We start from the raw sequence: 26,222 nt of genomic DNA, 5'->3' as shown, positions 1-26,222 counted from the left end.
GCGTCCGTCTGGACCGTGCGTCTCAGGTCGATTTCATCCCGTAGTTCTGCACGGCGCCCATCACTTCACTCATTTCGGCATCGCTCAGGATATGCGGCGTGCCGATGGTCCGGCTGAGAATATAGGCCTTGGCCAGCACTTCCAGTTCTTCCAGCCGCCACAGGCCTTTTTCGAGGGTTTCGCCGACCACCACCGCGCCGTGATTGGCCATCAGGCAGCCGCTGTAGCCTTTCATGGTGGAGGTCACGTCATCGGCGAGGCTGTTGCTGCCGAACAGCGAGTAATTGGCCAGCGGCACGCGGTTGCCGCCGAAAATGGCGATCATGTAGTGGCAGGCCGGGATTTCCTCGCGGTTCATCGCAAGTGCCGTGCAATTGACCGGATGGGCGTGGACGACGGCATGCATGTCCGGTTTGGCCTTCAGGAGCGCCATGTGAAACTGCCATTCGGTCGAGGGCTTGCAAGGGCCCTCCCATTCGCCGGTCCCTTCCAGCGGCATCGAGGCCAGCATGTCCGGTGTCATGCGGTCATAAGGGATCCCGGACGGGGTGATCACCATGCGGTCGCATGCGCGCACGGAGATATTGCCGGAAGTGCCCTGGTTGATGCCGCGCCGGTTCATGTCGATACAGGTGTCGATGATGGCCTGGCGCAGTTCGGGTGTGTCGGTGTAGGGTGTTTTCAGCATGGGTCCAACGCGAGTTTCAGGATGTCTTGGGCAGTGTCTGAGCTTGTGGCGACATGGGTGGCATAGCCGCCGCGGATGGCGGCAAGCATGGGCCTGGCCCGCTCGGGGCCTGAGCCGACAAGCAGGCCCATGTCCTTGTTGCGCATCTGGTCGAGGGTGACGCCGATCATGCGGCTTTCGATTTCCCGGTCGAGACCCTTGCCTTCGCCGTCGATCAGGCGTCCGCAGATCACCCCGACAGCGCCTTGCTGCGCGCAGGCGGCGATGTCCGCATGATCGAGAAGGCCGGTGTGAACGACGTGGCTGTTCTCGCCGCAGGTGCCGCAGGCAAAGACCGTCTTGTTGCAATTGGCAACCGCCTCCAGCTGCTCCCGGATGACGGGCTCCTGCTTGAGACGGTCGGCGAGATCAGGATCGGACAGAAGCAGCGGCACATGCAGGTTGATGCAATGGGCGCCATAGCGCCGGGCGAGGGTGGCCGAGCTGGTCTCCGCCGCAAAGCCCATGGCAGCCGGGCGGGAGCCGACCAGCTGCACGACCGTCAGCTCGCTCAAAGAGAGGCGGGGTGCTGCTTCCGCCACCCGGTAAATCGTCTCGCCCCAGGCAACGCCCAGCCGGTCGCCCGGCTCCAGAAGGCTTGGCAGCCAGTCGGCGACGACTCGGGTGACCCGGTCCAGAGACCGTTCTGGCCCGTCGGAAGACGAGGGCACCACGATGGCATCCTTCAGCCCGAAGGTGTCCACCAGCTTCCGGGCCAGTTCCTGGTTCCGGAAGATCGTGTGGTCAAGGGTGATGCGCACATAGTCCCGGCGGCGGGCCTCCGACAGATAGTTGACGACAGTTGCCCGCGAGAGGCCGAGGCGCTCGGCGATCTCGTTCTGGTTCATGCCTTCCTGGTAATAGCACCAGGCAACCTCAATGATCCCTTCGTCCTGCGGGCGGGCCCGCAGGATGGACTTGGTTTCGGTGGGGCCGGGTTTCTTCTGGCCGGATGTCATGCGCTCTCGGCAATCCGTGAAAGATCAGGGAACAAGCCCTCCAGACCTTCCGGCGTCGCAGCGCAAACGCCGCGCTCGGTGATCAGACCGGTGACCAGATGGTTCGGCGTCACGTCGAAAGCCGGGTTGCCGCCGGGGGTGCCGTGCGGGGTAACCTGGACCTGGGAGATTTCTTCCGTCTCCGTCAGACCCTGAACATGGGTGATCTCCCGCTGCCCGCGCTCTTCGATCGGGATCTCCTTGACGCCGTCGCTGACGGTCCAGTCAATGGTCGGCGAGGGCAAGGCCACATAGAAGGGAACGTCGTTCGCATGGGCGGCCAGCGCCTTCAGATAGGTGCCGATCTTGTTGCAGACATCGCCCCGCCGCGTGGTGCGGTCCGTGCCGACGATGACCATATCCACCAGGCCGTGCTGCATCAGATGGCCGCCGGCATTGTCGGTGATGTAGGTGTGCGGCACGCCGTGGCTGCCCAATTCCCAAGCGGTGAGGGCGCCCTGGTTGCGCGGGCGGGTTTCGTCCACCCAGACATGGATCGGGATGCCGGCGTCATGGGCGTGATACATCGGGCTGGTGGCCGTGCCCCAGTCAACGGTGGCCAGCCAGCCGGCATTGCAATGGGTCAGAATGCGGACCGGTTCGCCATCCTTCTTGCTGGCGGCAATTTTCTGGATGATCTCAAGACCGTTGAGGCCGATGTTGCGATTGATCCAGACGTCCTCGTCGGCGATTTCGTGCGCCAGTTTGAGGGCAGCCTCAGCACGCTGGTCTTCCGGCAGAACGGTCAGATGCGCCCGGCACCGGTTCAGCGCCCACCGCAGATTGATCGCGGTCGGGCGGGTCTTGTCGAGAAACGCCCAGACCTTGTCCAGATGCGCGTTGGATGGATCGATGCGGGCGGCAAGCGCCATGCCATAGGCGGCGGTTGCGCCGATCAGCGGCGCGCCGCGCACCCGCATTTCCACGATCGCATCTGCATAGGCCTGCAGGTCATCGACTTGCTGAATGCGGAAGTCATGGGGCAGCCAGCGCTGATCGATGATCTGAAGCGCGGCCTTGTCTTCATCCCACCAAAGGGAGCGGTAGTGGGTGCCGTTGACCTTCATAGGATGTCCTTTGCATTGAATTGACGTGCGATTTCCAGAAGAGCCCGGGGCGTGCGGATCGCCCCGGTGTTCAGTATGAGTTCCGTGCCCAGGGCAAGGTTGCGGGCTTCCAGCGGTGCCCTGATAGCAGTGTTCTCGATGGTCTCGAAGTCTGCGTTATGCGCGAGGGACAGGGTGCGCCGGTGCATTTCGATGCCACAGAACGCGACCGCGTCCTGCCGGATCTCAGCAAGCAGTGCGGCACATGTTTCCTCGGACGACTGGCCCTGGTCCTCGAACAGGCTGGCCGGATAAAGCATCCCGGTCCGTTCGGTTTTCCAGAGGTGCAGGAACTCTTCGTCGAAGGTTGTCAGGGTTGCCCCGATGACCGACAGGATCCACTCCTGATAGTCCTGAAGATCCTGGCTGCTGCGGTGTGCTGGCTGGCTGAAATAAGCCATCAGGAAATTGGCCGTCAGCATGCCGATGTCAAAGCCCATGGGGCCGTATTGCACGAACTCCGGATCGATCACGCGGCTTTCGGCCGCCGTGGACATGATCGAGCCGCTGTGCAGATCGCCATGCACCATGGTCTCGGTGTTGGAGGCGAATTTCATCAGCATGCGCTGGACACGCGCCTTCAGCTTTACATTCTTGCGCAGGTTCGCGACGACCGGATCCAGCTCACCCGTGTGGTGGTTCATCTCCGCATCGTAATAGGGATCTGTGAACACCAGCGCTTCGGTGATGGCGGGAATGGCGACATTGCCGGCAAAGAGCGCAACGTCCTGCTTCTTGCCGGCGCTTTTCATGGACAGCTCAGATCCGCGGAAGGCCGTGCGTGCGCAGAAGCGGCCAAGGAACGTGCCCAGGCCTTCGACCTTTTCGCCATCAATCAGCTTGCGGCGCAGGATCTTGTGCGGGCTGAGGAATTCCATGACGATGAGCGCCTGCGCTTCGTCAAAGTGGAAGACTTCCGGAACGGCGCCGGGATCCCGTTCCGCCTCCCGGATCAGCGCATGATACTCGAAGAAGGCCCGGTAGAGCGGCAGGGGCCAGCGGTCTCCCACCAGCCGGACATAGGGCAGCGCCTGTTTGACGATGACGCTGCCTTCCGGGCCTTTCACGATGAAAACCAGGTTCAGGTTGCCGTCGCCGACCTCCACGACATCCCATGTGGCGGGGTCCCCTCCGACCCTTTCAGCAACGGCTGCGACCTGAGACAGCTTTGGGGCCAATGTCTCGGCGGTGAGCGGCGAATAGCGCGTATCCTGCGGGTTTGGCGTGTCCATTTGATGATCTTTCCTCCCGGTCTAGCCGGACTAAAATGCAGAAATATTCAAAAGTCAAGCTTGTTGACAAATGACTAAATTGCGTGCTGTATCTTGTCCCACGAGAGAGGAGCTCGTTACATGCTGGGAGGTAAGGTGGCTAAAATCACCTGTAAGATTAATGGTTTGGAGAAATCCTTCGGACGAAATCACGTCCTCAGGGGGATTGATCTGGAGCTGCATGCGGGCGAGGTGACGGCTCTCATGGGGGCCAATGGCGCCGGCAAATCAACGCTGGTGAAGGTGCTGTGCGGCTATCATCATGCGGATGCAGGAGAGCTCGAGCTTGCGGGTCAGCCCTTCGCGCCAATCGATGCAGCAGATGCCATATCCAAGGGCGTGGTGACTGTTCACCAGTCCATTGATGACGGTGTCATTCCGGATCTCGATGTGGCCACCAATCTGACGCTGGACCGGTTGACGGAACCGGGCGCGGGCCTGTTCGTGAATGACCGGAAGCTGCGCCAGCGGGCGGAGGAGGTTGCCGCGAGCATGGGGCTCGACATGGATGTGCGCGCCCGCGTCGCGGATCTTGATGTTGCCGACCGGCAGATGATCGCGATTGCCCGGGCGATGGCCCGCTCGCCCCAGTTGCTCATTCTTGATGAGCCAACCTCATCGCTGTCCGCGTCCGAGGCGGAACGCCTGTTCTCGCTCATCGACCGGTTGCGGGCCGATGGGGTTGCGATCCTCTATATCTCCCACCGCATGTCGGACCTGAGAAGGGTTGCCGACAGGATTGTCTCTATGCGTGACGGCGCCATTTCCGGCATCTTCGAAGGAGAGGAGCTGGATTATGTCGGCGCGGTGAATGCCATGCTCGGCCACCAGATGACCGAAGTGGACATTGAGCCGGTGACTGGCGGTGAGACTATTCTCGAAGCCCGGAATGTGAAGCTCTTTCAAGACAGCGCCCCGATCAGCTTCTCGGCGCGGGAAGGGGAGGTCATCGCTTTCACCGGGCTTTTGGGCAGCGGCACGACGGAACTGGCCGAAATCGTGTTCGGCCTGTCCGAAGCCGCAGGCGGAGAGCTGTTCCTCGACGGCAAGCCCTATCATCCGGGAAATGCCTCGCAGGCTGTCGGGATGGGTGTCTTCATGTCGCCGAAGGACCGCGGCTCCAATGCGGTGATTGGGGACTTCGACATTGCCAACAACATGACCTTGCCGTTCCTCAAGGCCTTCAGCACGTTCTCTTTCTTGAGCGAGCGTGCGCAGCGCCGCGCGGCAAACGAAATGATCGGCAAGATCGGCGTGAAATGCGAAAGCGACCGGGACGGCATCGGCACCCTGTCCGGCGGCAACCAGCAGAAGGTCATGATCAGCCGCTGGCTGCTGCAGGCTTCCCGTGTCCTGCTTCTGGATGAGCCGTTTCAGGGCGTCGACATCGGCGCCCGGCGCGACATTGGCCGTTACATCCGCGAGACCTCGGCAGGCCGGACCACGCTGGTGTTCGTTGCGGAGATCGATGAGGCGCTGGAAATTGCCGACCGCATCATCGTCCTCAACGAAGCCGCGATTGCCGGTGAATACCGGAACAAGAACATCGATCTGAACGGGCTTGTCGCGGATGTGTCCGGACGGGTCCGCGAGCCGCTCCCCGAAGAGGCCGGAGCGTCATCTGGACAGGGGGCCGGAAGACAGGCCGAGGCAGGATGAAGACCACTCACATGAACAAAAATGCTCTCGAATATGCTATTCGCTATGGCTTCATCGTGCTGCTGGGCGGCCTGGCTCTGTTCTTCAGCCTTTATGCAAACGGTTTTGCCAGCCCAAGGTCGGCAGTCTTCATCTTCCAGTCCGTCGCCATCACCGGCATTCTGGCCCTTGGCGTCACCTGCACGCTCGTGGTTGGCGGCTTCGATCTCTCCATCGGGTCGGTCGCGACCTCGTCGCTGATGCTGTCTGCCTATTCCATGGTGGTGCTGGAACAATCCGCATTCGTTGCCGTCGCGCTGTGCCTGGTGATGGGGGCAGTCGTCGGGCTGATCAACGGCCTCCTGATCGTGAAGATGAAGGTGCCCGATCTTCTGGCGACACTCGGCATGATGTTCCTTTTGATCGGTCTGCAGCGCATCCCGACCCAGGGCAATTCGGTCGCGACCGGTATGAGCCTCGCCGATGGCCGCGTCGCCGAAGGGGTCTTTTCCGAGGCCTTCCTGTGGCTGGGCCGTCACCGCTTTGATCTCTTTCTCGACCGTCTTCTGCCGGTTCCGGTGGTGATTTTCCTGGCGATTGCCGTGATCATCTGGTTGTTCCTCGGCTTCACCCGCCATGGCCGGCTGATGTATGCCATCGGCTCGAACGAGCGGGCGGCCAGCCTCGTTGGCACCAATGTCCAGCGTTACAAGATCGCCGCCTACATGATTTCCGGCGTGCTGGCGTCGGTCGGCGGCATCCTTCTGGCGGCGCGCCTGGGCCGCGGGGATATCGCATCGGGCAACAATCTTCTTCTCGACAGTGTCGCTGCTGCCCTGATCGGCTTTGCGGTTTTGGGCGCGGCCCGTCCCAATGCCTTCGGCACGGCGGCAGGCGCCCTCTTCGTCGGCATTCTGCTTCAGGGCCTGACGATGATGAATGCCCCTTACTACATGCAGGATTTCGTCAAGGGCGCCGTGCTGGTCGCTGCCCTTGTCTTCACATTCTACCTGTCCTCGCGCCGCGGCGGCAGGAGAAATGCCTGACGCTTACAAGCGTCACGGAATACTTGGGAGGAAACAAAATGATCAGACGTGAATTCATGAAGCTCACGGCAGCTGCGGGAATGACGCTCGCGGCCCTCGGATCCGTCCAGGCGGCGGACATGCCGGCTCCCTTCGACAAGCCGGGCGAGGTCAAGATTGCGCTGGTGCGCTACTTGTCGACCGGTGACTTCTTCCAGTCCTATCTTTCGGGTGTGGAGAAGCAGGCCGAAGCCCTGGGCGTGGACCTGCGCGTGCTCGACAGCCGCCAGGATGCGGCCCTTCAGGCGGATATGGTCGATCAGGCCATCGCGCTCGGGGTCAATGGCATTATCATCCAGCACGGCCTGACGGAATCCATGAAGGCAGCCGCGCAGCGCGCTGTGGACGCAGGCATCAAGGTCGTCGCTTTTGATGTGAACGTCGAAAATGATGCCGTGCCGCAGATCGAGCAGTCGGACTATCTCCTCGGCAAGATGGCTCTGGACCAGGCGATCGAGGACAATGGCAACAGCTTCACCGCGGGCTATGTCTATGTTCCGGGCATTGCCCCGCTGGACCGCCGCGACGTTGCCTGGAAGGAAATCAAGGCAGCCAATCCCGGCATTCAGGAAGCGGCCATGTTCGGCACGCTGGACAATCCGATTGCCAACTCCGTTGCCAACCAGGCCCGGTCGGTGCTGCAGGCCAACCCCAATATCTCCGTCATGTTCGCCCCCTTCGATGAGTTCGCCAAGGGCGTGAAGATCGCGGTGGATGAGGCCGGTCTCAACCAGGACATCAAGATCTACTCCGCAGATGTCTCGACCGCGGACATTTCCGCCATGCGGGAACCGGACTCTGCCTGGGTCGCAACCGTTGCCACCAATCCGGCGGTTGTTGGTGAAGTCAGCGTCCGCACCCTGGCTCTGATGCTGGCCGGCGAGACGACGGACAAGCAGGTCGTCGTACCGCCGACGCTGATCACCCAGAAGTTCCTGAACGATAATGACGTGAAGAACATGGAAGACCTGGGCATGAAGATGCCCCAGTTCCAGCACGCGGATGTCTCCGTCGCCGAATGGATCCCGCTGCCCAAGCGCTAGGATCGCCAAGGGAAATTGCGAATGGATGAGCCCGGCCACTGCCGGGCTCAGACTGCTGGCAAACCCAGGGCTGCGGGAGTTTTCCCCGCGCCGTCCCGCACGCAGCGAAGCGGAGATCCGGGATCTCTCGTCTATTTTCTCTATTAAAAACAATATGTTTCTAGACAGGTCCCGGCTCAAGGCCGGGACAGCGCGGAGAAAACCCGCGAAGCTTCGGGTGTATCATCAACCTCAACCGGCGCCTGCCGGGCTTGTTATTTTAGGCCACAGACTCGGGGCATTTTCCCTATTTTGTATCCTAAAAAGATCATTGTATCTTATTTTGAACCTTGAAGGATACAAAAGCAGACCATTTCCTTGTTTCTCTCGCGCTTTTGACTTATGATTCCTTCAGGGTACAAAATCCTGATTTTCGTATCTTTTGAGGTACAATTTTATGGTGTCAGACAAGTTCGGGAGCCTCTCTCTTGCGGCCCGCAGCGGCTTGCGGCTGCTGGCGGCTGAGATCCAGGCAGGGCGCAAGATGCGGGGCTGGAGCGAGGATGAGCTTGCGCGGCGTCTTGGCTGTGCCCGCAAGACCGTCAGGGCAATCGAGGCCGGGCAGCCGACCGTTGCCATCGGCTTTGTTTTTGAGGCTGCCCAACTCGTCGGCCTCGATCTTTTCGGCGGGGCGCAGGCAATTGACGCGCGGCTGGCGGAGACCCGGATCAAGCTTAATCTGCTGCCCCAGCGGGTCCACTCCCGCAGGCCGGAGCTGAACGATGATTTCTGAGCCGGAAGAGCTGTTCGTCTGGATCTGGCTGCCGGGGCAAGTGGAGCCTGTCGTCGCTGGCCGCGTGGCCGCGCGGGACAGGATCATCTATTTCAACTATGGCCGCAGTTATCTGGCCCGTCCGGATGCCATTCCTGTCTTCAATCTGGATTTGCCTCTGGGGGCTGGCGTGATCGATCCGCCTGCCGGTCACGGTCTTGCGCCAAGCCTGCGGGATGCACTGCCTGACCGGTGGGGGCGCAGGGTCATCATTCACGATCTCCTGGGGCATCGCAGAGAGGCGATCAACGAGGACAGCTTCGGTGAGATGACATTCATGATGCACTCCGGGTCTGACCGCATTGGCGCACTGGACTTCCAGAGCTCGTCGGCCCGGTTCGTGCCCCGTGAAGGGGAGAACGCATCGCTTCAGGATCTTCAGGAGTTTGCCGACCGGATTGCGGCCGGGGAGCCGGTTCCCCCCGCGCTCGACCGGACCATCCTGCATGGCAGCTCGATTGGCGGCGCCCGTCCGAAAGCGCTGCTCACCGGCACGTCCGGCGGGCGCCCGCGGAAGATGATCGCAAAATTCTCTGCCTCCAATGATGTCTTTGCCATGGTGAAGGGCGAGTTTGCGGCCATGAAGCTGGCAAAGGCCGCCGGACTGGACACGGCGCCGGTGGAGATCGCAAGGGTTCTTGACCGCGACGTGCTTCTGGTCGAGCGGTTCGACCGGACGCCTGCGGGAGAAAGCGCCTGGCAGCGCCGTGCGATGGTCTCAGCGCTCACCTGGACGCAGGAACATGAAATGTCCGCGCATCACATCTCCTATCAGATGCTGGCTCAGATCATCCGCAAGGACTTTGCCGATCCCACGCGCGATCTGGTGGAGCTGTTCTCCCGCATGACCTTCAACATCCTCGTCGGCAACACCGATGATCACGCCCGCAATCATGCAGCGTTCTGGGACGGCAAGGCCCTGTCCCTGACGCCGGTTTATGACGTGGCACCTCAAACGCGGGGCGGAGAGCGGGCCAATCAGGCCATGGTCATCGCGGACAATTCCCGCAGTTCTCAGTTAGCTCTGGCGCTCCGGGCCGCCCCTGCCTTCCTGCTGACGCCTGAGGACGCCCGCCGGATCATCGATGGTCAGATTGAAACGATCCTGACGCACTGGCCGGAGGTTTGCGGGGAAGCGGGAATGACGGATGTGGAGCGCCGGTTCTTCGAAGGCCGCCAGTTCCTGAACCCCTATGCCTTCGACGGCTACGGCAAGGTGCCAGAGCTCCGGTAACTGCCAGCCGGTTTCAGCTGCTCTCATCTGGATGATGAGCGGGGAGTGAAACCAGTCCCGCTCCTTCCGGGATGGGGCCGGAAGGCGCGGGGGCTGCCGCTGCGAGGATCAGAAGCTCACATTGCTTCCGCCCTTGAGGGCGAGGCGTGAGCGGGCTTCGTCCGGGGTGGCAACCGTGAACGACAGTTCCTCCAGAATGCGGCGGATCTTCATGACCTGCTGCGCATTGGAGGTCGCAAGCTGGCGCGGCCCGATGTTGAGGCTGTCTTCAAGCCCGACGCGCACATTGCCGCCAAGCAGGGCATTGTGGGTGCACAGGGGCATCTGCGCCCGGCCGGCGCCCAGCACCGACCATTCGATATCCTGTCCGAACAGGCGTTGGGCGGTCCGGATCATGTGCAGCAAATGATCTGCCTCTGCGCCGACACCGCCAAGAACACCGAGAATGAACTGCAGGAACAGCGGCGGCTCATAGATCTTCCGGTCGATGAAATAGGCCAGATTGTAGAGATGCCCGATGTCGTAGCACTCGAATTCGAAGCGGCAGCCGTGCCCCTTGCCGAGCCGGTTCATGATCGCCTCAATGTCTTCGAACGTATTCTTGAAGACGGTATTGCGGCCACTCTCCAGGAAGGGCTTTTCCCAGTCGTGTTTGTAGTCCTTGATGCGGCCTGCACCCGCGAACAGGCCATTGTTGATCGAGCCCATGTTGAGCGAGGTCATTTCCGGGCTCGCCGCTTCCGCAGCCGCCAGCCGGTCATCGAGGCTCATACCCGGTCCGCCGCCGGTGGAGATGTTCACGACCGCCGCCGTCTGCTGCTTGATGCGGGGCAGGAACTGGGCAAATACGGCGGGGTCTGCCGTCGGACGTCCGTCTTCCGGATCACGGGCGTGAAGGTGGATGATTGAAGCTCCTGCCTCCGCTGCCGCAACGGATTCCTCCGCGATCTGGCTGGGGGTTATGGGCAGATAGGGCGACATGGACGGGGTATGCAGCGAGCCTGTAACGGCGCAGGTGATGATGACGCTTTTGGACATGCATGTACCTTTCCGGGAATGCACCGCCCTTCCGGTGCCATGCACGAGGCATGTCCGGTTCTGGCGGATGGGAGAGTGATAGGCAGGGATCGTTTGAGGCTCAGGGCCCGGCAGGCGGGCTGGCCTCAAGCTGGATCAGCAGCCTGCGCAGGGCGGCGATACGGGCGTCCCGCTCCTGGCGCTCAGTGGGAATCCGGTCTTCTGGCACATCGCGGCGCATCGCCGTGCCAATCCGGCTGATGAGATCGTCAGACCAGGGGTGAGCGGGCTTGAGATCCTGCAGCACAGGTTCCAGCGCCGCACGGTAGCTGGTGAAGGAGCCCTCGATGCCACCGGCTGCATTCAGATGACTGTTGGCGAAGAGGCCGATCGACGCCCATCGCAGCCCCAGCCCGTGGCGGATTGCAAGGTCGATGGCGTCAGGTTCGCAAATGCCCGTATCCACCAGATGCATGGCCTCGCCCAGCACAGCGAACTGCAGCCGGTTCAGGACGAAGCCGGGCACTTCCTGAGCCAGGTGAATGACCTTGTGGCCCGCGCCTTTCAGAACCCGGCCCATCGTCTGCAAGGTGTCCGGGGCGGTGAAAGGGGCGGGAACCAGTTCGCTCACCGGGATCAGGTGCGGCGGCAGCAGGGGATGAGCGGTCAGGCAGGCTTGCGCGTTTTGAAGGCCATCAAACAGGGCCGAAGGCAGGAAGGTTGAGGTCGAACTGGCAATGATTGCCGCAGGCGCCAGCGGGCGGAGTTGCCGGTATAGCGCTTGCTTGGCTCCAAGATCCTCGCGGATGCACTCCTGAATGATGGCAGCGCTGATGGCGGCTTCTGCCAGGGTCTCCGTGACCTCCACGTCTCCGGTCCTGTCCTTGTGGCCGTATAGGGCGGCAAGCTCTGCCAGAGCCGTATTGATCCGCGCCGGGGCTGCCAAACAGGCCGCGCCATCCTGATCATGGACGAGCACCCGGTGCCCGGCGAAGGCGAAGAGTGCGGCCCATGAGGTGCCAATCAGTCCCGCACCTATGATGGCAATGGTCTGTCTTGTCTCGTCCGGCATCTGTCCGTCTCCCTTCCTCAACCGAGCAGCGGTATGAAGACGTTACGCGTTGCAATCATCAGAAGAACGATGACCGCATCGGCCGCGAGGAACCAGAGCGTGCCGCGGAAGATCTGCTCAAGGGAAATGGATCTGCCTGTCACGCTGTTGATGACGAAGACGTTGAGCCCGACCGGCGGCGTGATCATGCCGATTTCCAGCAGCTTGGCGACGAGAATGCCGAACCAGATGGTGGGGACGCCCGCCGCGGCCGTCAGCGGCAGCAGGATGGGCAGCGTCAGCAGCATGGCGCCGATAGGCTCCAGGAACATGCCGAGCATAAGATAGATGCCCGATATCATCAGCAGCAGCGCAAGCTGGCTCAGCTCCATCGCGGCGACCCAATCGCCGATGGCGGTGGTCACGCCGGTGAGAGCGATGAAGCGGGTGAAGGCATTGGCGCCTGCTGCCACCAGCGACAGGCTGGCCATGCCTATGAGTGTGTCAACCGCGCTGGAGACAAGCGCCTTCCGGGTCAGGGCGCGCCGGGCAAAGCCGATGACGACGGTGAGCAGGGCACCAACCGCGCCCGCTTCGGTGGTGGTGAACCAGCCGGCAAACATGCCGCCGAAAATGCCGAGGATCAGGGCAAGCACCGGCCACACTTCCAGCAGCGCTGCAAAGCGTTCCGCGCGCGGCGGAATGCTGCCGCGCGGCAGCATTCCCGGGCGGACAAGGGCAATGCCGATTACCAAAAGAGAATAAATGACAAGGGTGGCCAGGCCGATCAGCAGGCCGCCAAAGAACAGGGAGATGATGGACACCTGCGCCTGAATGCCGAAAAGAATGAGGATGATGCTCGGCGGGATCAATGCGCCGATGGTGCCTGCCGCCGCCACCGAGCCACTGGCGATGCGCGGGTCATAGTTGCTCTTCAGCATTTCCGGTATGGCGATGCGGCCCATGGCCGCCGCGCAGGCGATGCTGGAACCGGTGACGGCAGCAAAGCCGCTGGCACCGAAAATCGAGGCCACGGCAAGGCCGCCGGGCAAGGCACCCAGCCAGGCTCTTGCGGCTGCAAAGAGGCCGCTCGTCAGCCCTGCGTGATAGGCCACGAAGCCCATGAACAGGAACAGCGGCACGGAGCTGAGCGTCCAGCTGGCAGCGAAGCCATAGGGCACTGTCGAGAAAATGCCGAAGGCCATGCGGCTGCCAAAGGCCAGCCATAGTCCGCCGAAGGAGACGGAGAACAGGGCCACGGCAATGGGAACGCGGATCGCAATGAGGAACAGCACCAGAGCGATGCCGCCGGTACCAATGAGGAGCGGGTCCATCTTCTATCTCACTTCCGGAATTCCGGCATCCGCATCCTGAGGCGCGGGGGGAAGGGCGAGGGCAATGACGAGCAGGCCGAAGGACAGCGGTACCAGCCAGTAGCAGGGCCAGATCGGGATCTCGATGGTTCCGGCCAGTGCATAGGCCTTGATCCGCGTCTTGGTCATGGCATCCAGGAAGGACTGCCATGTGATCAGGCCGTAGACGACGATCGCCAGAAGGCGGGCGAAAATATCGGCCATGCGCTTCAGGACGCGGGGCAGAAAAGTGTAAAGAAAGGTTGCCTCGATATTCCGGCCTTGCCGCTGCACCAGCGCCGCAGGCAGAAAGCTGAGGGCAACCATGTAGTAGTTCGAGACGATTTCGACCGTGCCAGGCAGCGGCAGGCCAGCGGTTGTCCGCAGGGCTGCATCCAGGCAGATCTGCAGGATCATCAGGGCGATCATCGTGACGCCCACGCCTATCGTCACTGATGACAGGAGTTTGTCGATCTGGCGCATGAATGCCTCGTGTCAGGCCGCGCCGCTCCCACCGGGAGCGGCGCACTGTCTGGTTTTAAAGGGCTAGCTGCAGGATTTGCCGCGGCTCAGTTGGGATATTTGGCGAGATCGATCTTGTCCCAGATCTCGCTTTTCAGCAGCGCGACATAGGCTTCTTCCGTGGTGCCGTCCTGGATGAGGCCCTTCCACTTTTGAACGAGGGCACGGTAGCGGGCGATCTTGGCTTCCGCATCCTTGATGCCCTTGTCTGCTAGCCGTTTGGGCAGTTCCTTCAGGTCCTTTTCAACAAAGGCCTTGTTGGCCTCCACCAGTTTGTCCGATGGTTCGATGATCTCGATGCCATCCGCTTTCGCCTTTTCCAGCGAAGTTTTCACCGAGTCCTCGAAGCGGTAGAGGATGGCTGCCGAACCATATTGAGCGGCTTCTATGAACTGCTTGCGTTCCTCAGGCGAAAGGCTGGCCCATAGGTCAGCGCGGATGCTGAAGGGACTGACGCCGTTGAAGGTGCCCTGATTGATCAGGGTGATGGACTTCACGATCTCGAACAGGTTGTAGGACTTCAGATCCTGCGGCGTGTTGTAATGCGCCTGCACCACGCCCTGGCTCATGGCCTCGAAGATTTCCGGCGCGGGCAACTGCACCGGAATGGCACCCATCGCCTCGGCCCAGCGGGTGAAGGCGGCCCCGCCGGTGCGTACCCTGAGGCCCGTCAGGTCTGCGGTGTCCCGGACCGGCTTCAGCGTCAGAAGCTGATAGGCGGGGGTGGCGGAGCCTGCCAGATATACCTCACCCGAGCGCTCGAATTCGGCAAGGCATTCCTGGCAGGTGAGGATGTATTCCAGCGAGGCCGCCGAAGAAGCGCGGCCATTGGTGCCGATCAGGGCGAGTTCCGAAGGCAGGTTGGCCTCCACGAACTCCGCAGGGAAATAGGGCATCAGCACCGAGCCCAGATCCACCATACCCGACTGCAGACCAGAGACCATTTCCGCCGGGCTGACAAGGCCGGAAGGAAAGTCCTTGCCGGTGAAGTTACCACCCGACAGTTCCTCGAGTTTGTTCAGGAAGACCTTGTAGCCTTCTGCATTCACGTGATTGGGGCCGAAGCCGCTGCTTGTGCGAAGTTCTGTGGCCGCTAAGGCCGGCATTGCGGTGAGCCCTGCAAGTATGAGCGCGCCGATCAGCGATTTACGCATCAGAAACCTCCTCCCGAAGTTCTGTCTGGACGATGCGGTGACGATTGCAAACCTCTACCGGGCCAGCAAGCGCAGCTGATGTGCCGTTTCACGCGGGCTGTGCCGGTTTCCGTGCCGCCCGCGCAAACAACCGTACTTCTGCTTAGGATTGTGCCTGCGCAAAAAGGCGCCTGACACGGCGGGTATAGGCCTTTGCAGCGCCGGAACTGGCCGTATCTGTGCGAATACCCGGCCTCAGGCGAGAAGCGCAAACCGCAATGATGTGCCGGCATGCGGAAATTCCGGCGCCGGCGGAAGATCAGACTCTGCCGTGTTCCGACGGGCTGTGCCCGAAATGACGGCGGAAGGCGCGGCTGAAGGCGGTGGGGTTGGAATAGCCCGCCCGGCGTCCGATTTCGCTGACCGGAAGATCCATGCTCTGCAGCAGGTCTTCGGCGGCGGCCATGCGTATGGAGGTCAGGTACTCAGATGGAGTGACGCCGTAATGGTGACGGAAGGCCTTGAGCAGGCTGTCTTCGCTGATACCGTTGCGCCGTGCGATGTCCGGCAGCTTGACCTGGCCCGCATACTCCATCCTCATCATTTCTGCGGCAGTTAGTGCTACACTCACATCATTGCTTGTCACGGCCTGTTGCGGTGCTCTGCCCGCCAGCAGGTCATAGGTCTGGGCAAGGATTTCCAGCGACTGACCATAAAGACTGAGCCGCCGGAGAAAGCCGGATTGGCGTCCTTCCAGCAGCGAGGCGGTGAGCCGTCCGACAGCCATCGGCAGCGGGTGGTTTGCGACTGAAAACCGGTGCTGCACATGGCAGGAGCGGTGGAACGTCTGCAAAAGCTCGTCCGGGCTTTCGTCCAGATCCGAGGCAAGGTCCGACAGCTTTTCTGGCTCCAGCCAGATTTGAATCACCCGGTGGCGGGTAGGCCGGGTGAAGGTGACAAGCTGGTGATGACGGCCCTCCAGCGAGAAGATGCGGAGGCTTTCACCGCGTGCATCCGCGTCCCCGCGCCGGAAATAGGAACTGGCGAAATTGCCGTGATGCATGCAGGAAATGTTGATACCCGACTGCTCGACTTTCATCCAGCCGGGCGCCTCGATGGTCAGGTCGACAAGCCGCAGCATCAGGCCGGGGGTTATCTTCTCGTCCCAGAACCGGCTCTTGCGCAGGCTTGGCTCAATGCTGCTGGAGCAGGTGAGCCTTGCTCCATCCGGATTGCCGTCTATGACGAAACTCACCCTGCCCCTCCCAGATCAGCGAGCTATCAAATTTGGAACGGTATTTTGTACCGGCTTGATGCTTGAGCGCTGCAGCGGCAATTCTTTTTGTTCCGCAAACAAGGATTGCGGAAATCCACCTGCCTGTCCAGCCCTGAGCGGGCAACGCCGGACGGACTAGCTTCATGTCCAAAGTCCGGCGCTGTCTTTGATAAGCAGCGGCGTGGAAAAACAGCTGCGGATGCGTTCCAGGTGGGGAATGAGGGCCGGATGGGTGCGCCAGCGGTCCGATTGCAGCATCACGGTGCCGATAACGGTTGGCTCAAAGCTCTGCGCCGTGAGCAGCTGCAGGCCAGCGGCGATGGACGTGCCGCTGGAAATCACGTCATCCACCAGGGCAATCCGGCGCCCTTCCAGCAGCGGCAGCATGCGCGGGTCCACATAGAGCCGCTTGATCTGGTCCGGCGTGGTGACGGACGACAGGGGAACCGACAGTTCCTCCTCATACCAGAACTTGCGCGAGGTGCCGAGGGGCACATAGCGGCTGTGGCCCAGCTTGCGGGCAACTTCCGCAGCCAGCGTCAGGCCAAGGGTCGGCAGCCCGACCACCACCTCCGGCTCAGACGGTTTCAGCTTCTGCGCCAGATTTTCCGCAAGCGTGTCCAGGACTTCGAAGCTGGCCTGATTGATGATGATCGAAGCCAGAGCATGCTGGCCGTCGGAGAGGGGGCGGATTGGCAGGCAGATCTGGCGTCCATCCTCCAGAGTGACTGGAAAGAAACGGTCATGCCCGGCATCCGTGCCGAACGTCTCGGGAGGATAAAGTGCCTGCCAGAATTCATGCGGGGCGGAGGGAGGTTGAGTTCCGGTCATTGGCAGCTCAGCTCCCGTTCCACGAGCCGGGTCCAGAACCGGACACCCGAGCCGATGGCCTCATCGCAGAAGTCATAGGCGGTGTTGTGATGAAGCGCGCCGTCAACGGCTGGGCCGTTGCCGAGCCAGACGTAGCATCCCGGAGCTTCAGCGCCGAAAAAGGCGAAGTCATCCCCGGCAGTGGACGGCGGAAACTCCGTGCGCACCTTGCTGCCGAAGACATCCTTAGCGGCGCCAAGGGCGCGGGCCGTTGTATCCGGATCATTGACCACGGGCGGAATGCGGCGCTTGAAGTGATACTCGGCCTTGATGCCGAACATGGCGGCTGTGCCTTCGGCAAGGCGGCGGATTTCCGTTTCGAGCTGGTCGCGCACATGGGGTGAATAGGCCCGGGCGGTGCCGCCAATCTCGACGAAATCCGGAATGACGTTGAGCGCCTTCGGATCGCCAGCCTGAACCGAGCAGGCGCTGACCACGGAAGGCTGCAGCGGATCAACAACCCGGCCCGGAATGGTCTGAAGCGAAGCGAGGAACACACCTGCGGCGGTCACCGGGTCCCGGCCAAGATGCGGTTTTGCGCCATGGGTGCCCGTGCCGCGGAAGGTGACGGTCCAGCCGTCGGAGGAGGCAAGCTGGGGTCCGGCGACAACAGCCATTTCGTCCGGGTCCATGCCCGGCATGTTGTGAAGACCATAGACCGCATCGCAGGGGAAGAGGTCGAACAGACCGTCTTCCACCATGCGCTTGGCGCCGCCCCGGCCCTCTTCCGCTGGCTGAAAGATGAAATGCACCGTGCCGGAAAAATCCCGGCTCCGGGCAAGTGCCCGGGCTGCGCCCAGCAGCATGACCGTGTGGCCATCATGGCCGCAGGCATGCATCTTTCCGGGCACCGTCGACTTGTATGGCCGCTCTGCGGTTTCGGGCATGGCGAGTGCATCCATGTCAGCTCTGAGCCCGATGGTGCGCGTGCCATTGCCGACCTGAAGCGTGCCCACAACGCCAGTGCCGCCAAGCCCCCGGTAGACCTTCAGCCCTGCCTCCTCCAGCAGTCTTGCGACGATCGCGCTGGTGCGCTCTTCCTCGAAACCGAGCTCCGGATGGGCATGCAGGTCGTGGCGCAAGTCGCGCAGGAACGGCAGGTCGTCGTCGATCTTGCTCATGCGTAGATCCTTAGAAAAGAGCTTCTAATGGGCTGATACCAATTTCCGTCGCGGTCACCCCGGGCGAACATCGTGAGACCCGGGGCCTACTCGCAAATCCTTTGCAAGAGAAGGATGGGCTTGGTCCTGTTCGACCCTGACAACCGTCCGTATCCTTGCAGAACATATGCGCTCTGCGAATGAGTAGGCCCCGGATCTCCGGCTTCGCCTGCGTCCGGGGTGACAGTCGAGGGGGGACAGTCTTCAAAGATCGCATCAGCTCAGAATTTCCAGAATAGGTGAAGTGAGGACTTGGCCGGTTGCCACATCGGCAATGCCAAGATCCGTCTGGTGCGGGCCAGCGTTGCAGGCGAGTGTGGCGCCGAAACAGGCCTTGAACACCAGATAGGGCGGTTGCCAACCGACAACCTGATCCATCGCATCCCGCAGGGCGGTGAATTGCCCGGCGACCACATCGAGCGGTTCATCGGAGACGATGCCCGACACCACCAGCGGCAGCTTTGCCAGCACCTTGCCTTCAGAGACGACGGCCATGCCGCCGCCTGCCTCGATCACCGTATTGGCAGCCAGGGCTAGGTCTTCCGGCGACCCGCCGAAGACGGTCAGGTTGTGGCTGTCATGGGAAACGGTCGTCGCAAAAGCGCCGTTCCAGCTGCCCCATTCGCGCAGGTACCCGACCTTGGGCTTGCCATCACCAAACCCATGACGGTTGCAGACGGCAATCAGCGTTGCGCCTTCGGGCGGCAGGACAAAGCCGTTTTCCGCCGTTGTTTCCGCCTCGCCCCAGCGGGTGAAACGGGGCCGGTCGATGGTGGCAACGCGCAGCCGCTGGCCAGTGCTGCGAATGCGGAAGTCGTCTGGCTGGAGCGGCTGGAGCTTGACCGAAGCCCGGAAATCGCCCGGATCGGTCTTATGCGAAGGCTCAGCCAAAACGCCATTCCTGGCAACGGGCATGCCGTTGACGATCACGGCGCGGGCCTGAAAGGCCACAAGGTCGCGGAAGATGACCAGATCCGCCCGCCGTCCCGCGGCAACAAGGCCAAGGTCTTCGCGGCCAAGGCGGCGGGCACCGTTCAACGTGGCGGCCTGCAGTGCCCATTCCGGCTTCAAGCCATAGCGCACCAGACGGCGGACAACATCGTCCAGACCGCCATCGCGGGCGAGGTCATCAGGAAATACGTCGTCGGTGCAAAGGGTGACGGTCTGGGGCAGATGGCCGAGCTGATTGAGCGCCTCAACGAATTCCGGCAGCAGATGGTCGTGAGATCCGCGCAACTCGATGGTCAGGCCCGCCCGCAGCTTGTCCATCAGGTCTTCGCCCGAGGTCAGCTCATGGTCGGAGGTGACGCCAGCGGCCATGAAGGCGGCAAGGTCCGGTCCCTTGAGGCTGCGGGCATGGCCGCAGACAGGTTTTCCGGCGGCAAGACCGGCCTGCACGATGGCGCTCATGCGCGGATCGCCGGAAATGACGCCGCGCATGTTCATGACTTCGGCAATCCCGCCGATTTCCGGCTTTGCCAGCAGATCTGCGATTACCGGGGCATCGAAATCCGCTCCGGCCTGTTCCAGACCGGGCGCCGATGGCACGCAGGAGGGTGCCAGCGTGATGACGCGCAGCTTCAGGTTCCGCGTCGCCGCAAGGGCGTAATCGACCCCGGCAACTCCGTGAACATTGCCGAACTCATGCGGGTCCCAGACGATGGTGGTGACACCGCGCGGTACGACAGCATCTGCATAGGTTGCCGGGGTGACCATCGAGCTTTCCACATGCATGTGTGTGTCGATCAGGCCAGGCGTGACGAAGCTTCCGGTGGCGTCAATGATCTCAGTGGCATCGGTCCGGCTACCGGTTGTGTGTACGGACGCGATCAGCGGCCCGGTGAGCCCGATGTCCGCCGGGCGCCGTTCCCCGGTTACCATGTCCACGATGGTGCCGTTGACGATCAGCCGGTCAAACGGCGCATCTCCGCGCGCGGCGGCAGCGGCCCTCAGGCGCAGGGTGCGATCGGCAAGATCGAAAGGTTCCTGGACAGAATGAGTCATGGCTTGGCTGCCTCCCGTTCAAGGGCGCCCAGAATGAGGGCCTTCACCGCGTCTGTGTCACAGGAGGCTGCATAGGCGGCATTGAATCTGGCATGGGTGGCGCGGGTTTCCACCACGGTCCGGCCACGGGTCAAGGAACCCGCAGTTTCAACGGCGATATGCGCAGGTTCAAACCGGACGAGGTCCGGACGCACAAAGGCCACTGCGGCGGCAGGATCGTAAAGAGCCATGGCCGGGCGGCCCCGGCTGGTCGCTATCCCGATAAATCCGTCCAGCATGTCGGCGATCAGGGCAGCGTTCCGGCCTCCCGCTTCTCGAATGGGTACGGTATCTTCCGGCGACGCGAGGATCTGACGGCAGAAGTCGAGGTCGATCATCTTCACCGGCAGGTTCTGCGCGAAGACGATGGCCGCGGCTTCCGGGTCGGCAAAGGCGTTGAATTCGGCAGAGGCCGTGTGGTTGCCCTTGGTCAGCCCCCCGCCCATCCAGACAATCTCACCAATATTTTCTGTAAGATCTGGCCGTGCCAGGGCCAGGGCCGCAATGTTGGTCAAGGGGCCAAGCGCGAGGATCCGGCGTGGTTCTGGGGCACTTTCCAGCCAGGCACAGAGCGCGAGGAAGGCGTCGCCTTCCGGTCCCGGCAGGTCGGCCAGCTTGTCCTGGGGCACGGTCAGGCCGATGGTCGGTATGCCCGTCTGCCCAAGAATCCGTTCCGCTGTTTCCAGCACGCCCATGACTGGCCGCGCGCGGCCTGCGTGAATTGGCATCTGCCAGCCAAAGACGGAGGCCGCGCCCGCCGCGTTCCGGCGCACTTGTTCCAGAGGTGTGTTGCCAAAGACAAGCGAGAGTCCATCCACGGTCAATCCGGCATCGAGGACCGTCAAGATGGCCGCGATGTCGTCGAACCCCAGGTCCGTATCGATCCAGACACCCATCGCGGCTCAGTCCATCTTCTGCAAGGGAGCCGCTGCTTCCGGCGGCAAATCGAAGGCCAGTTCCGTGCCGAGCGCATAGGCGGGCAAGGCGGCGTCCACTTCGGCCTTGACCGGTCCGAGGGCGGTTTCCAGCACATACTCCCGGCTGCTGCCCGCATAGGAGACACCACGGACGGTGCCCTTGTAAGGGCCCGAACCAAGCGGAATAGAGCGCGGGCGCCAGGCGAGACCGGCAGCTTTGGGCAAGGGGCCGGACGCTCTCACCTCACCGGCGGTGCCAACGAGCATGCCGTCCTTCACGGCGGTGATGTTCTCGAAGCCAACGAAATCCGCCACAAAACTGGAGGCGGGCTGGTTGTAGATTTCTTCCGGCGTACCGATCTGCTCAATCGCGCCATCGCGCATGACGACGATGCGATCGGCGAGCGCAAGCGCTTCCACCTGGTCGTGGGTGACGAAGATCATCGTCACGCCGCTTTCCTTCTGCACCCGCTGCAGTTCCGTGCGCATTTCCAGCCGCAGCCGGGCGTCCAGATTGGAGAGCGGCTCGTCCAGCATCAGGACCTTGGGCTGCATGACCAGCGAGCGCGCCAGGGCGACACGCTGCTGCTGTCCGCCGGAAAGATCCGGCGTCTTGCGCGCGGCAAAGTCGGACAGGCCGACGGTCTTGAGACCGGCTTCGACCTTTTCAGTCAGGGCCGCGCCGGACATGCCCTGAAGGCGCAGGCCGAAGGCGACGTTTTCGAAGACGGTCAGATGCGGGAACAGCGCATAGGACTGGAACACCAGGCCGATCTCGCGCTTGTTGGCGGAAACACGGGTGATGTCGCGTCCGTCCAACACGATCTTGCCGCTGCGTACGGGCATTAAGCCGGCAATGGAGCGCATGGTCGTGGTCTTGCCGCAGCCAGACGGGCCGAGCAGGGCCAGAAGTTCGCCCCGGCGGATGGAAAGGTCGAGGTTTCCAACCGCAACCGTCTTGCCATAGGCGAGGGTCAGCTTTTCCAGCGTGAGATAAGTGGCATCAGACATAGCGGGAGAACCCCAGGAAACGTTCGGCGGCAAAGACGATGCCGATGGACAGGAAGGCGAGAAGCGACGACAGGGCGGCGATGGAGGGATCGAAGACAATCTCCATGTAGCCCAGCATATCAATGGGCAAGGTGCGCACGCCCGGGCCGGACAGGAACAGGGACACCGGCACCTGGTTGAAGCTGGTCACGAAGCCCAGAATGAAGGCCGCGAGGATACCGCCGCGGATGTTGGGCAGGACCACACGGAAAAAGGCCCCGGCGCGGGACGAGCCGAGCAGGACAGCAGCCTCCTCCATATCCGAGCGCAGGTTGTTAAGGCTCGCCGAGACGACCCGCACCGCATAGGGCAGCACCAGCGCCGTGTGCGCGGTGAACAGCGCCAGGCTGATGGAAATACCAAGCGGAATGACGAAATAGCGCAGCAGGGCCAGACCGACAATGATGCCGGGAACGATGATCGGCATGGAGACCATGAACCGCACAGCTTCCGCGCCCGGCAGCTTGTAGCGGGACATGGCATAGGCCGCCGGGATGCCGAGGATGAGCGCCGTCAGCGTGCCGCCGATGGCCAGGATCATTGAGGTCACGAAGCTCTGCTGGAAGCTCTCAACCGTGAAGACCTTCAGGATCCACTTGACCGAGAAGCCCTGCGGCGGAAAGGCCAGGGTGTCGCCAGCGGAAAAGGATGCGGCAACAATGATGAAGAAGGGGCCGATCAGGAAGACCAGCACCAGCGACAGGATGGACCAGGTGTAGAGCTTCTGGGTCATTTCGCGCTCCTTGCGCTGGCGATGCGGCGCAACAGAATATTGGCAGCGAAACTCATGGCGATCAGGATCAGGGCGATGATGCTGGCAGAGACGAAGTTATTTGCCACGGTCACCTGCTGGTAAAGCAAGGTTTCCAGCATCAGGACCTTAGAGCCGCCGAGAATGGCCGGGGTGATATACGCGGTCAGCGAGCCGGTGAAGACCAGTGTGCCGCCGACGATGAGACCTTCACGGGTCAGCGGCAGGATCACCTTCCAGAACACCTGGAACCAGTTCGCCCCCAGAACCCGCGCGGCGGGAACCGCATCGCGCGGCAGGTTCTCAAGGGCGCTGATGAGCGAAATGATCATCAGCGGCAGGAACAGCTGCAAGAGGCCAATGAAGACGGCAGTCTCGGTAAAGAGGATGCGGACCGGCCCGTCCGTCAGGCCGACAGCGGTCAGGGCCTGATTGACGATACCGGTGCGCCCGAGAATGACGATCCACGCATAGGTCCGGGCCACAGGGGAAATCATCAGGGGCAGCACGACAAGGCCAATCATCTTGCCCTTGCTGCCAGCTGGAAGCGTGACGATGGCATAGGCTGCCGCATAGCCGATGACGGCGGCCGCAAGGGTCACGGTCAGGCCGAGCTTCAGCGTCCGCAGGAAAACCGTCTGGTTCAGCGGCATGGAGAAGAAGTCGAGATAGGCCTGAAGCGACCAGCCGTCGGCGCTCTTGAAGCCTTCCGACAGCAGCAGGACGACCGGCACGAGAAAGACGACGGCGGCGAACACCGCTGCGGGCAACGCCAGCGCAAGGGCTTCTGTCCGGTTCTGGAACATGTCGTTCTGCCTTTAAGAGGTTCTTTTTAGCGGCAAGGCCAGAAGGCAGCCGCTGATGAGGCAAGGCTTGCTGCGGAAGGGTCAAAAGGTGGGTCTCACCCCTTCCGCAGCACCTGGCACGCCGGACTGGAACCTGTCCTTTCCGGCGGGCAAACGGTCACCCGGATTGCCCGCCAAAGCTTGCTGACAGGCCTTGTTGACGGGCTTTTCCGGCAGGATCTTACTGGCTGACCTTTGCGTTCCACTCCGCCAGCCACGTGTCGCGGTTGTCGAGAGAGACGGCGGAAGGCAGCAGCGTCAGGGTCTTGGCGGTTTCGGCACCGTAGGTGATGTTGTTGGCAACCTCTTCGGAGACCTCAACCTCGGAGTTGGCCGGGCTGTCGACCAGGGCGTTGGCCAGCTTGGTCTGGACTTCGGTGGAGAGCCAATAGTCCATGAACTCAAGCGCAAGGTCACGGTTCTTGGAGCCCTTGGTGACGACCATGACGTTCATGCCGCCGGTCTGGCCTTCCTTCGGCGTTGCCCATGCCAGCGGCAGGTCAAGCTTGGTGAAGGGGGCCCAGGAAAAACGGCCAATGGGAGCTGCCCAGATTTCTTCCTGCTGCATCAGCTGCACGAGCTGGGACGACTTCACGTAGAAGGTCACAATCTCGCTGGCCTTTTTACCGACGGCCTCGATCGGCACCTGAAGATCCGCGCTGTCCGAGCCGAGCGCCTTGCCGACCATATAAAGCGCGGGCGCGCCCTGGTTGGTGGTGATGTTCGGGAAAGCGATATGGGGCGCAATGTCATCCTTGAGCAGATCCGCCCAGGACTCGATCTTCATCTTGTCGGTGCGGTAGACGATCGAGGTTGCATAGAACGTATAGCCAACGCTCATGCCGTCGCCGTTCGGGTCCTTGGCGATGTCGTAGAGCTTGCCGTAGTTGGTCAGCTTGGACGTGTCGATCTTGTCGGTCAGGCCGCTGCGGGAGGCTGCCAGAGCGTCGGCCATGGACATGACGGCCATGTCGATCACCGGATTGTCTTTGTTGGCTTCCATCTTGGCGAGGCGTTCGACGCTGTTGCCGGTCTCCACGACAACCTTGCAGCCGCATTTTGCTTCAAACGGCTTGTAGAGGATCTCGCTGAATTCGTCCTGGGCGAAGGCGTAAGCAGAGATGGTCAGGGTCTTGTCCTGAGCCTGGGCAAAGCCTGCGCTCAGCGTCAGCGCGGTTGCCGCGCAAAGAAGGGTCTTGAGGGTCATTCCATGTCTCCTGCTGGTGGTGTTTTTGACGCTTGGGATGGGGCCGGGCCGGTGGTTTGGCGGATGACCAGATCCATCGGCACGCTTGGTTGTTCTGCCTTGGCAACCATGCTGGCCCGCATGACGGAGCCAACCTGATCCGCCGGGTTCTGGGCTTCGATGACCGCCGAAAGGGCGGAAATGGCTTGCTCGGCGATGGCCGCCATATCCATGCGCACGGTGGTCAGCGCGGGGGTAATGGCGGAGGACCAGATCAGGTCATCGAACCCGGTTACGCTGGCGTCATCCGGGACGCGCACGCCTGCGCCCTGCAATTCGGTGAGGGCTCTCAGGGCTTGCAGGTCCGAAACGGCAGCAAAGGCGGTGACGCCGTCACGAACCTTTTCCGCCAAGCCGAGATGGCAGCCATTGCCGTGACGGCTTTCGTGCGTTTCGACCCACAAGATCTGGGCGCTGATGGAAGCCGGCAGGCAGGACTTGATGCCGCCGATGCGGTCGTTCTGAACGTTGGAGGCCGGATTGTTGCCGATCAGGAGAAAGTCGCGGTGGCCGAGGTCCAGAAGATGCCGGGCGACGAGCTGGCCGCCCTGCCAGTGATCGGCAGAGACGGTGTTGCCCGGCGTAGACGGGCTGTCGATGACGGCCACGGGACTGCCGATATCCGCGACGCGGGTTCCCCGCCGGGGAATGATGACGATGCCGTCCACGCCCCGGTCCTGCAACTGCTGAATGGCTTTTGTCTGCATGGCCACATCGCCGCGGGAGTCGGCAATCAGCACACCATAGCCCGCATTCGAGGCGGCATGCTCGATGGCCTGGGCGATCTGGGGAAAGAGCGGATTGGCGATATCCGGCAGGACCAGTCCAAGCACCTGGCTTCGGCCTGTTCTCAGCGCCCGCCCGGCCTGGCTCGGCATGTAGCCGAGTTCCGCCGCCTTGGCGCGGATGCGTTCGGCCAGTTCTTCCGACACGCGCCCTTTTCCCGACAGAGCATTGGAGACCGTCGCCGCGGAAACATCCAGCAGCGTCGCGATCTGGCTCAGGTTGGGTCTGGTCCGGCTTGTGGTCATGAGGCTCGCAAGCGCTGATTAAACGATTAATCTAAGCGATAAAGC

General features: G+C 62.1%; 24 protein-coding genes. 5 read left to right on the top strand and 19 right to left on the bottom strand.

All coding sequences use genetic code 11. The features are described 5' to 3' along the window. Nucleotides 1-22: 22 nt before the first annotated feature. Genes IG616_RS13755 through mtnK form a run of 4 tightly spaced genes read right to left on the bottom strand, consistent with a single transcriptional unit; the run spans nucleotide 23 to nucleotide 4,063 of the window. Nucleotides 23-688: a class II aldolase/adducin family protein gene (locus IG616_RS13755; protein WP_192148742.1), complete on the bottom strand. Its 666-nt coding sequence runs from the start codon at nucleotides 686-688 to the stop codon at nucleotides 23-25. Then, nucleotides 682-1,686 (bottom strand): sugar-binding transcriptional regulator, encoded by a 1,005-nt coding sequence (locus IG616_RS13750; protein WP_192148741.1) that lies wholly within the window; start codon nucleotides 1,684-1,686, stop codon nucleotides 682-684. The genes IG616_RS13755 and IG616_RS13750 overlap by 7 nt, the downstream gene beginning before the upstream one ends. After that, entirely contained in the window at nucleotides 1,683-2,792 is a 1,110-nt protein-coding gene (mtnA, locus tag IG616_RS13745) for an S-methyl-5-thioribose-1-phosphate isomerase (RefSeq protein ID WP_192148740.1), read from the bottom strand. Before mtnA ends, IG616_RS13750 begins: the two co-directional genes overlap by 4 nt. Continuing rightward, the gene (gene mtnK, locus IG616_RS13740; RefSeq protein ID WP_192148739.1) at nucleotides 2,789-4,063 is read right to left on the bottom strand and encodes an S-methyl-5-thioribose kinase; all 1,275 of its coding nucleotides are present in this window, start codon (nucleotides 4,061-4,063) and stop codon (nucleotides 2,789-2,791) included. The genes mtnA and mtnK overlap by 4 nt, the downstream gene beginning before the upstream one ends. A gap of 120 nt (nucleotides 4,064-4,183) precedes the next feature. On the opposite strand from mtnK, the gene IG616_RS13735 reads away from it, so the two are divergent. From IG616_RS13735 to IG616_RS13715, 5 genes are all read left to right on the top strand, one after another. Then, nucleotides 4,184-5,761 carry a sugar ABC transporter ATP-binding protein gene (locus IG616_RS13735; protein WP_192148738.1) on the top strand — a complete coding sequence of 526 codons (1,578 nt, stop codon included), beginning with the start codon at nucleotides 4,184-4,186 and terminating at the stop codon, nucleotides 5,759-5,761. Nucleotides 5,762-5,772: 11 nt separating this feature from the next. Beyond that, the gene (locus IG616_RS13730; RefSeq protein ID WP_192148737.1) at nucleotides 5,773-6,786 is read left to right on the top strand and encodes an ABC transporter permease; all 1,014 of its coding nucleotides are present in this window, start codon (nucleotides 5,773-5,775) and stop codon (nucleotides 6,784-6,786) included. Between the two features lie 56 nt (nucleotides 6,787-6,842). Continuing rightward, entirely contained in the window at nucleotides 6,843-7,868 is a 1,026-nt protein-coding gene (locus tag IG616_RS13725; RefSeq protein ID WP_425504189.1) for a substrate-binding domain-containing protein, read from the top strand. Between the two features lie 436 nt (nucleotides 7,869-8,304). Continuing rightward, nucleotides 8,305-8,640 (top strand): helix-turn-helix domain-containing protein, encoded by a 336-nt coding sequence (locus IG616_RS13720; RefSeq protein ID WP_192148735.1) that lies wholly within the window; start codon nucleotides 8,305-8,307, stop codon nucleotides 8,638-8,640. Continuing rightward, nucleotides 8,630-9,913, top strand: a complete 1,284-nt coding sequence (locus tag IG616_RS13715) for a type II toxin-antitoxin system HipA family toxin (protein ID WP_192148734.1) — start codon at nucleotides 8,630-8,632, stop codon at nucleotides 9,911-9,913. Before IG616_RS13720 ends, IG616_RS13715 begins: the two co-directional genes overlap by 11 nt. A 108-nt stretch (nucleotides 9,914-10,021) precedes the next feature. Here IG616_RS13715 and kce read toward each other — a convergent pair whose 3' ends face one another. The 15 genes from kce to IG616_RS13640 form a co-directional block, all read right to left on the bottom strand. After that, on the bottom strand, nucleotides 10,022-10,951 hold the full coding sequence (gene kce, locus IG616_RS13710) for a 3,5-dioxohexanoate:acetyl-CoA acetone transferase (protein ID WP_192148733.1): 930 nt from the start codon (nucleotides 10,949-10,951) through the stop codon (nucleotides 10,022-10,024). 100 nt (nucleotides 10,952-11,051) lie between these two features. Further along, nucleotides 11,052-12,002, bottom strand: coding sequence for a 3-hydroxyacyl-CoA dehydrogenase NAD-binding domain-containing protein (locus IG616_RS13705; RefSeq protein ID WP_192148732.1), 951 nt, complete (start codon nucleotides 12,000-12,002; stop codon nucleotides 11,052-11,054). Between the two features lie 17 nt (nucleotides 12,003-12,019). Further along, nucleotides 12,020-13,315, bottom strand: coding sequence for a TRAP transporter large permease (locus IG616_RS13700; protein WP_192148731.1), 1,296 nt, complete (start codon nucleotides 13,313-13,315; stop codon nucleotides 12,020-12,022). Nucleotides 13,316-13,318: 3 nt separating this feature from the next. Beyond that, a complete protein-coding gene (locus IG616_RS13695) occupies nucleotides 13,319-13,816 on the bottom strand; it encodes a TRAP transporter small permease (RefSeq protein WP_192148730.1) in 498 nt (165 codons plus the stop codon). Between the two features lie 86 nt (nucleotides 13,817-13,902). Next, nucleotides 13,903-15,009, bottom strand: coding sequence for a C4-dicarboxylate TRAP transporter substrate-binding protein (locus tag IG616_RS13690; RefSeq protein ID WP_192148729.1), 1,107 nt, complete (start codon nucleotides 15,007-15,009; stop codon nucleotides 13,903-13,905). Between the two features lie 298 nt (nucleotides 15,010-15,307). Continuing rightward, nucleotides 15,308-16,243 (bottom strand): helix-turn-helix domain-containing protein, encoded by a 936-nt coding sequence (locus IG616_RS23360; protein ID WP_192148728.1) that lies wholly within the window; start codon nucleotides 16,241-16,243, stop codon nucleotides 15,308-15,310. 162 nt (nucleotides 16,244-16,405) lie between these two features. Continuing rightward, nucleotides 16,406-17,095, bottom strand: a complete 690-nt coding sequence (locus IG616_RS13680) for a phosphoribosyltransferase (RefSeq protein WP_192148727.1) — start codon at nucleotides 17,093-17,095, stop codon at nucleotides 16,406-16,408. Continuing rightward, a complete protein-coding gene (locus IG616_RS13675) occupies nucleotides 17,092-18,255 on the bottom strand; it encodes a M20 aminoacylase family protein (RefSeq protein WP_192148726.1) in 1,164 nt (387 codons plus the stop codon). The genes IG616_RS13680 and IG616_RS13675 overlap by 4 nt, the downstream gene beginning before the upstream one ends. Before the next feature lie 255 nt (nucleotides 18,256-18,510). Beyond that, nucleotides 18,511-20,298: an adenine deaminase gene (locus IG616_RS13670; protein WP_192148725.1), complete on the bottom strand. Its 1,788-nt coding sequence runs from the start codon at nucleotides 20,296-20,298 to the stop codon at nucleotides 18,511-18,513. Further along, on the bottom strand, nucleotides 20,295-21,233 hold the full coding sequence (locus IG616_RS13665) for a nucleoside hydrolase (RefSeq protein ID WP_192148724.1): 939 nt from the start codon (nucleotides 21,231-21,233) through the stop codon (nucleotides 20,295-20,297). The genes IG616_RS13670 and IG616_RS13665 overlap by 4 nt, the downstream gene beginning before the upstream one ends. A 6-nt stretch (nucleotides 21,234-21,239) precedes the next feature. Further along, the gene (locus tag IG616_RS13660; RefSeq protein ID WP_192148723.1) at nucleotides 21,240-22,265 is read right to left on the bottom strand and encodes an ABC transporter ATP-binding protein; all 1,026 of its coding nucleotides are present in this window, start codon (nucleotides 22,263-22,265) and stop codon (nucleotides 21,240-21,242) included. Further along, entirely contained in the window at nucleotides 22,258-23,037 is a 780-nt protein-coding gene (locus IG616_RS13655) for an ABC transporter permease (protein ID WP_192148722.1), read from the bottom strand. The genes IG616_RS13660 and IG616_RS13655 overlap by 8 nt, the downstream gene beginning before the upstream one ends. After that, nucleotides 23,034-23,861, bottom strand: coding sequence for an ABC transporter permease (locus tag IG616_RS13650; protein WP_192148721.1), 828 nt, complete (start codon nucleotides 23,859-23,861; stop codon nucleotides 23,034-23,036). Before IG616_RS13650 ends, IG616_RS13655 begins: the two co-directional genes overlap by 4 nt. Before the next feature lie 220 nt (nucleotides 23,862-24,081). Then, nucleotides 24,082-25,107: a polyamine ABC transporter substrate-binding protein gene (locus IG616_RS13645; protein WP_192148720.1), complete on the bottom strand. Its 1,026-nt coding sequence runs from the start codon at nucleotides 25,105-25,107 to the stop codon at nucleotides 24,082-24,084. Continuing rightward, nucleotides 25,104-26,177 carry a LacI family DNA-binding transcriptional regulator gene (locus IG616_RS13640; RefSeq protein WP_192148719.1) on the bottom strand — a complete coding sequence of 358 codons (1,074 nt, stop codon included), beginning with the start codon at nucleotides 26,175-26,177 and terminating at the stop codon, nucleotides 25,104-25,106. Before IG616_RS13640 ends, IG616_RS13645 begins: the two co-directional genes overlap by 4 nt. Nucleotides 26,178-26,222: the final 45 nt, after the last annotated feature.

Origin of the sequence: Roseibium litorale (genome assembly GCF_014842915.1) — a bacterium.
Classification (GTDB): domain Bacteria; phylum Pseudomonadota; class Alphaproteobacteria; order Rhizobiales; family Stappiaceae; genus Roseibium; species Roseibium litorale.
Note: the sequence above shows the minus strand (reverse complement) of the source record. Positions and strands in the feature narration are given on the sequence as shown.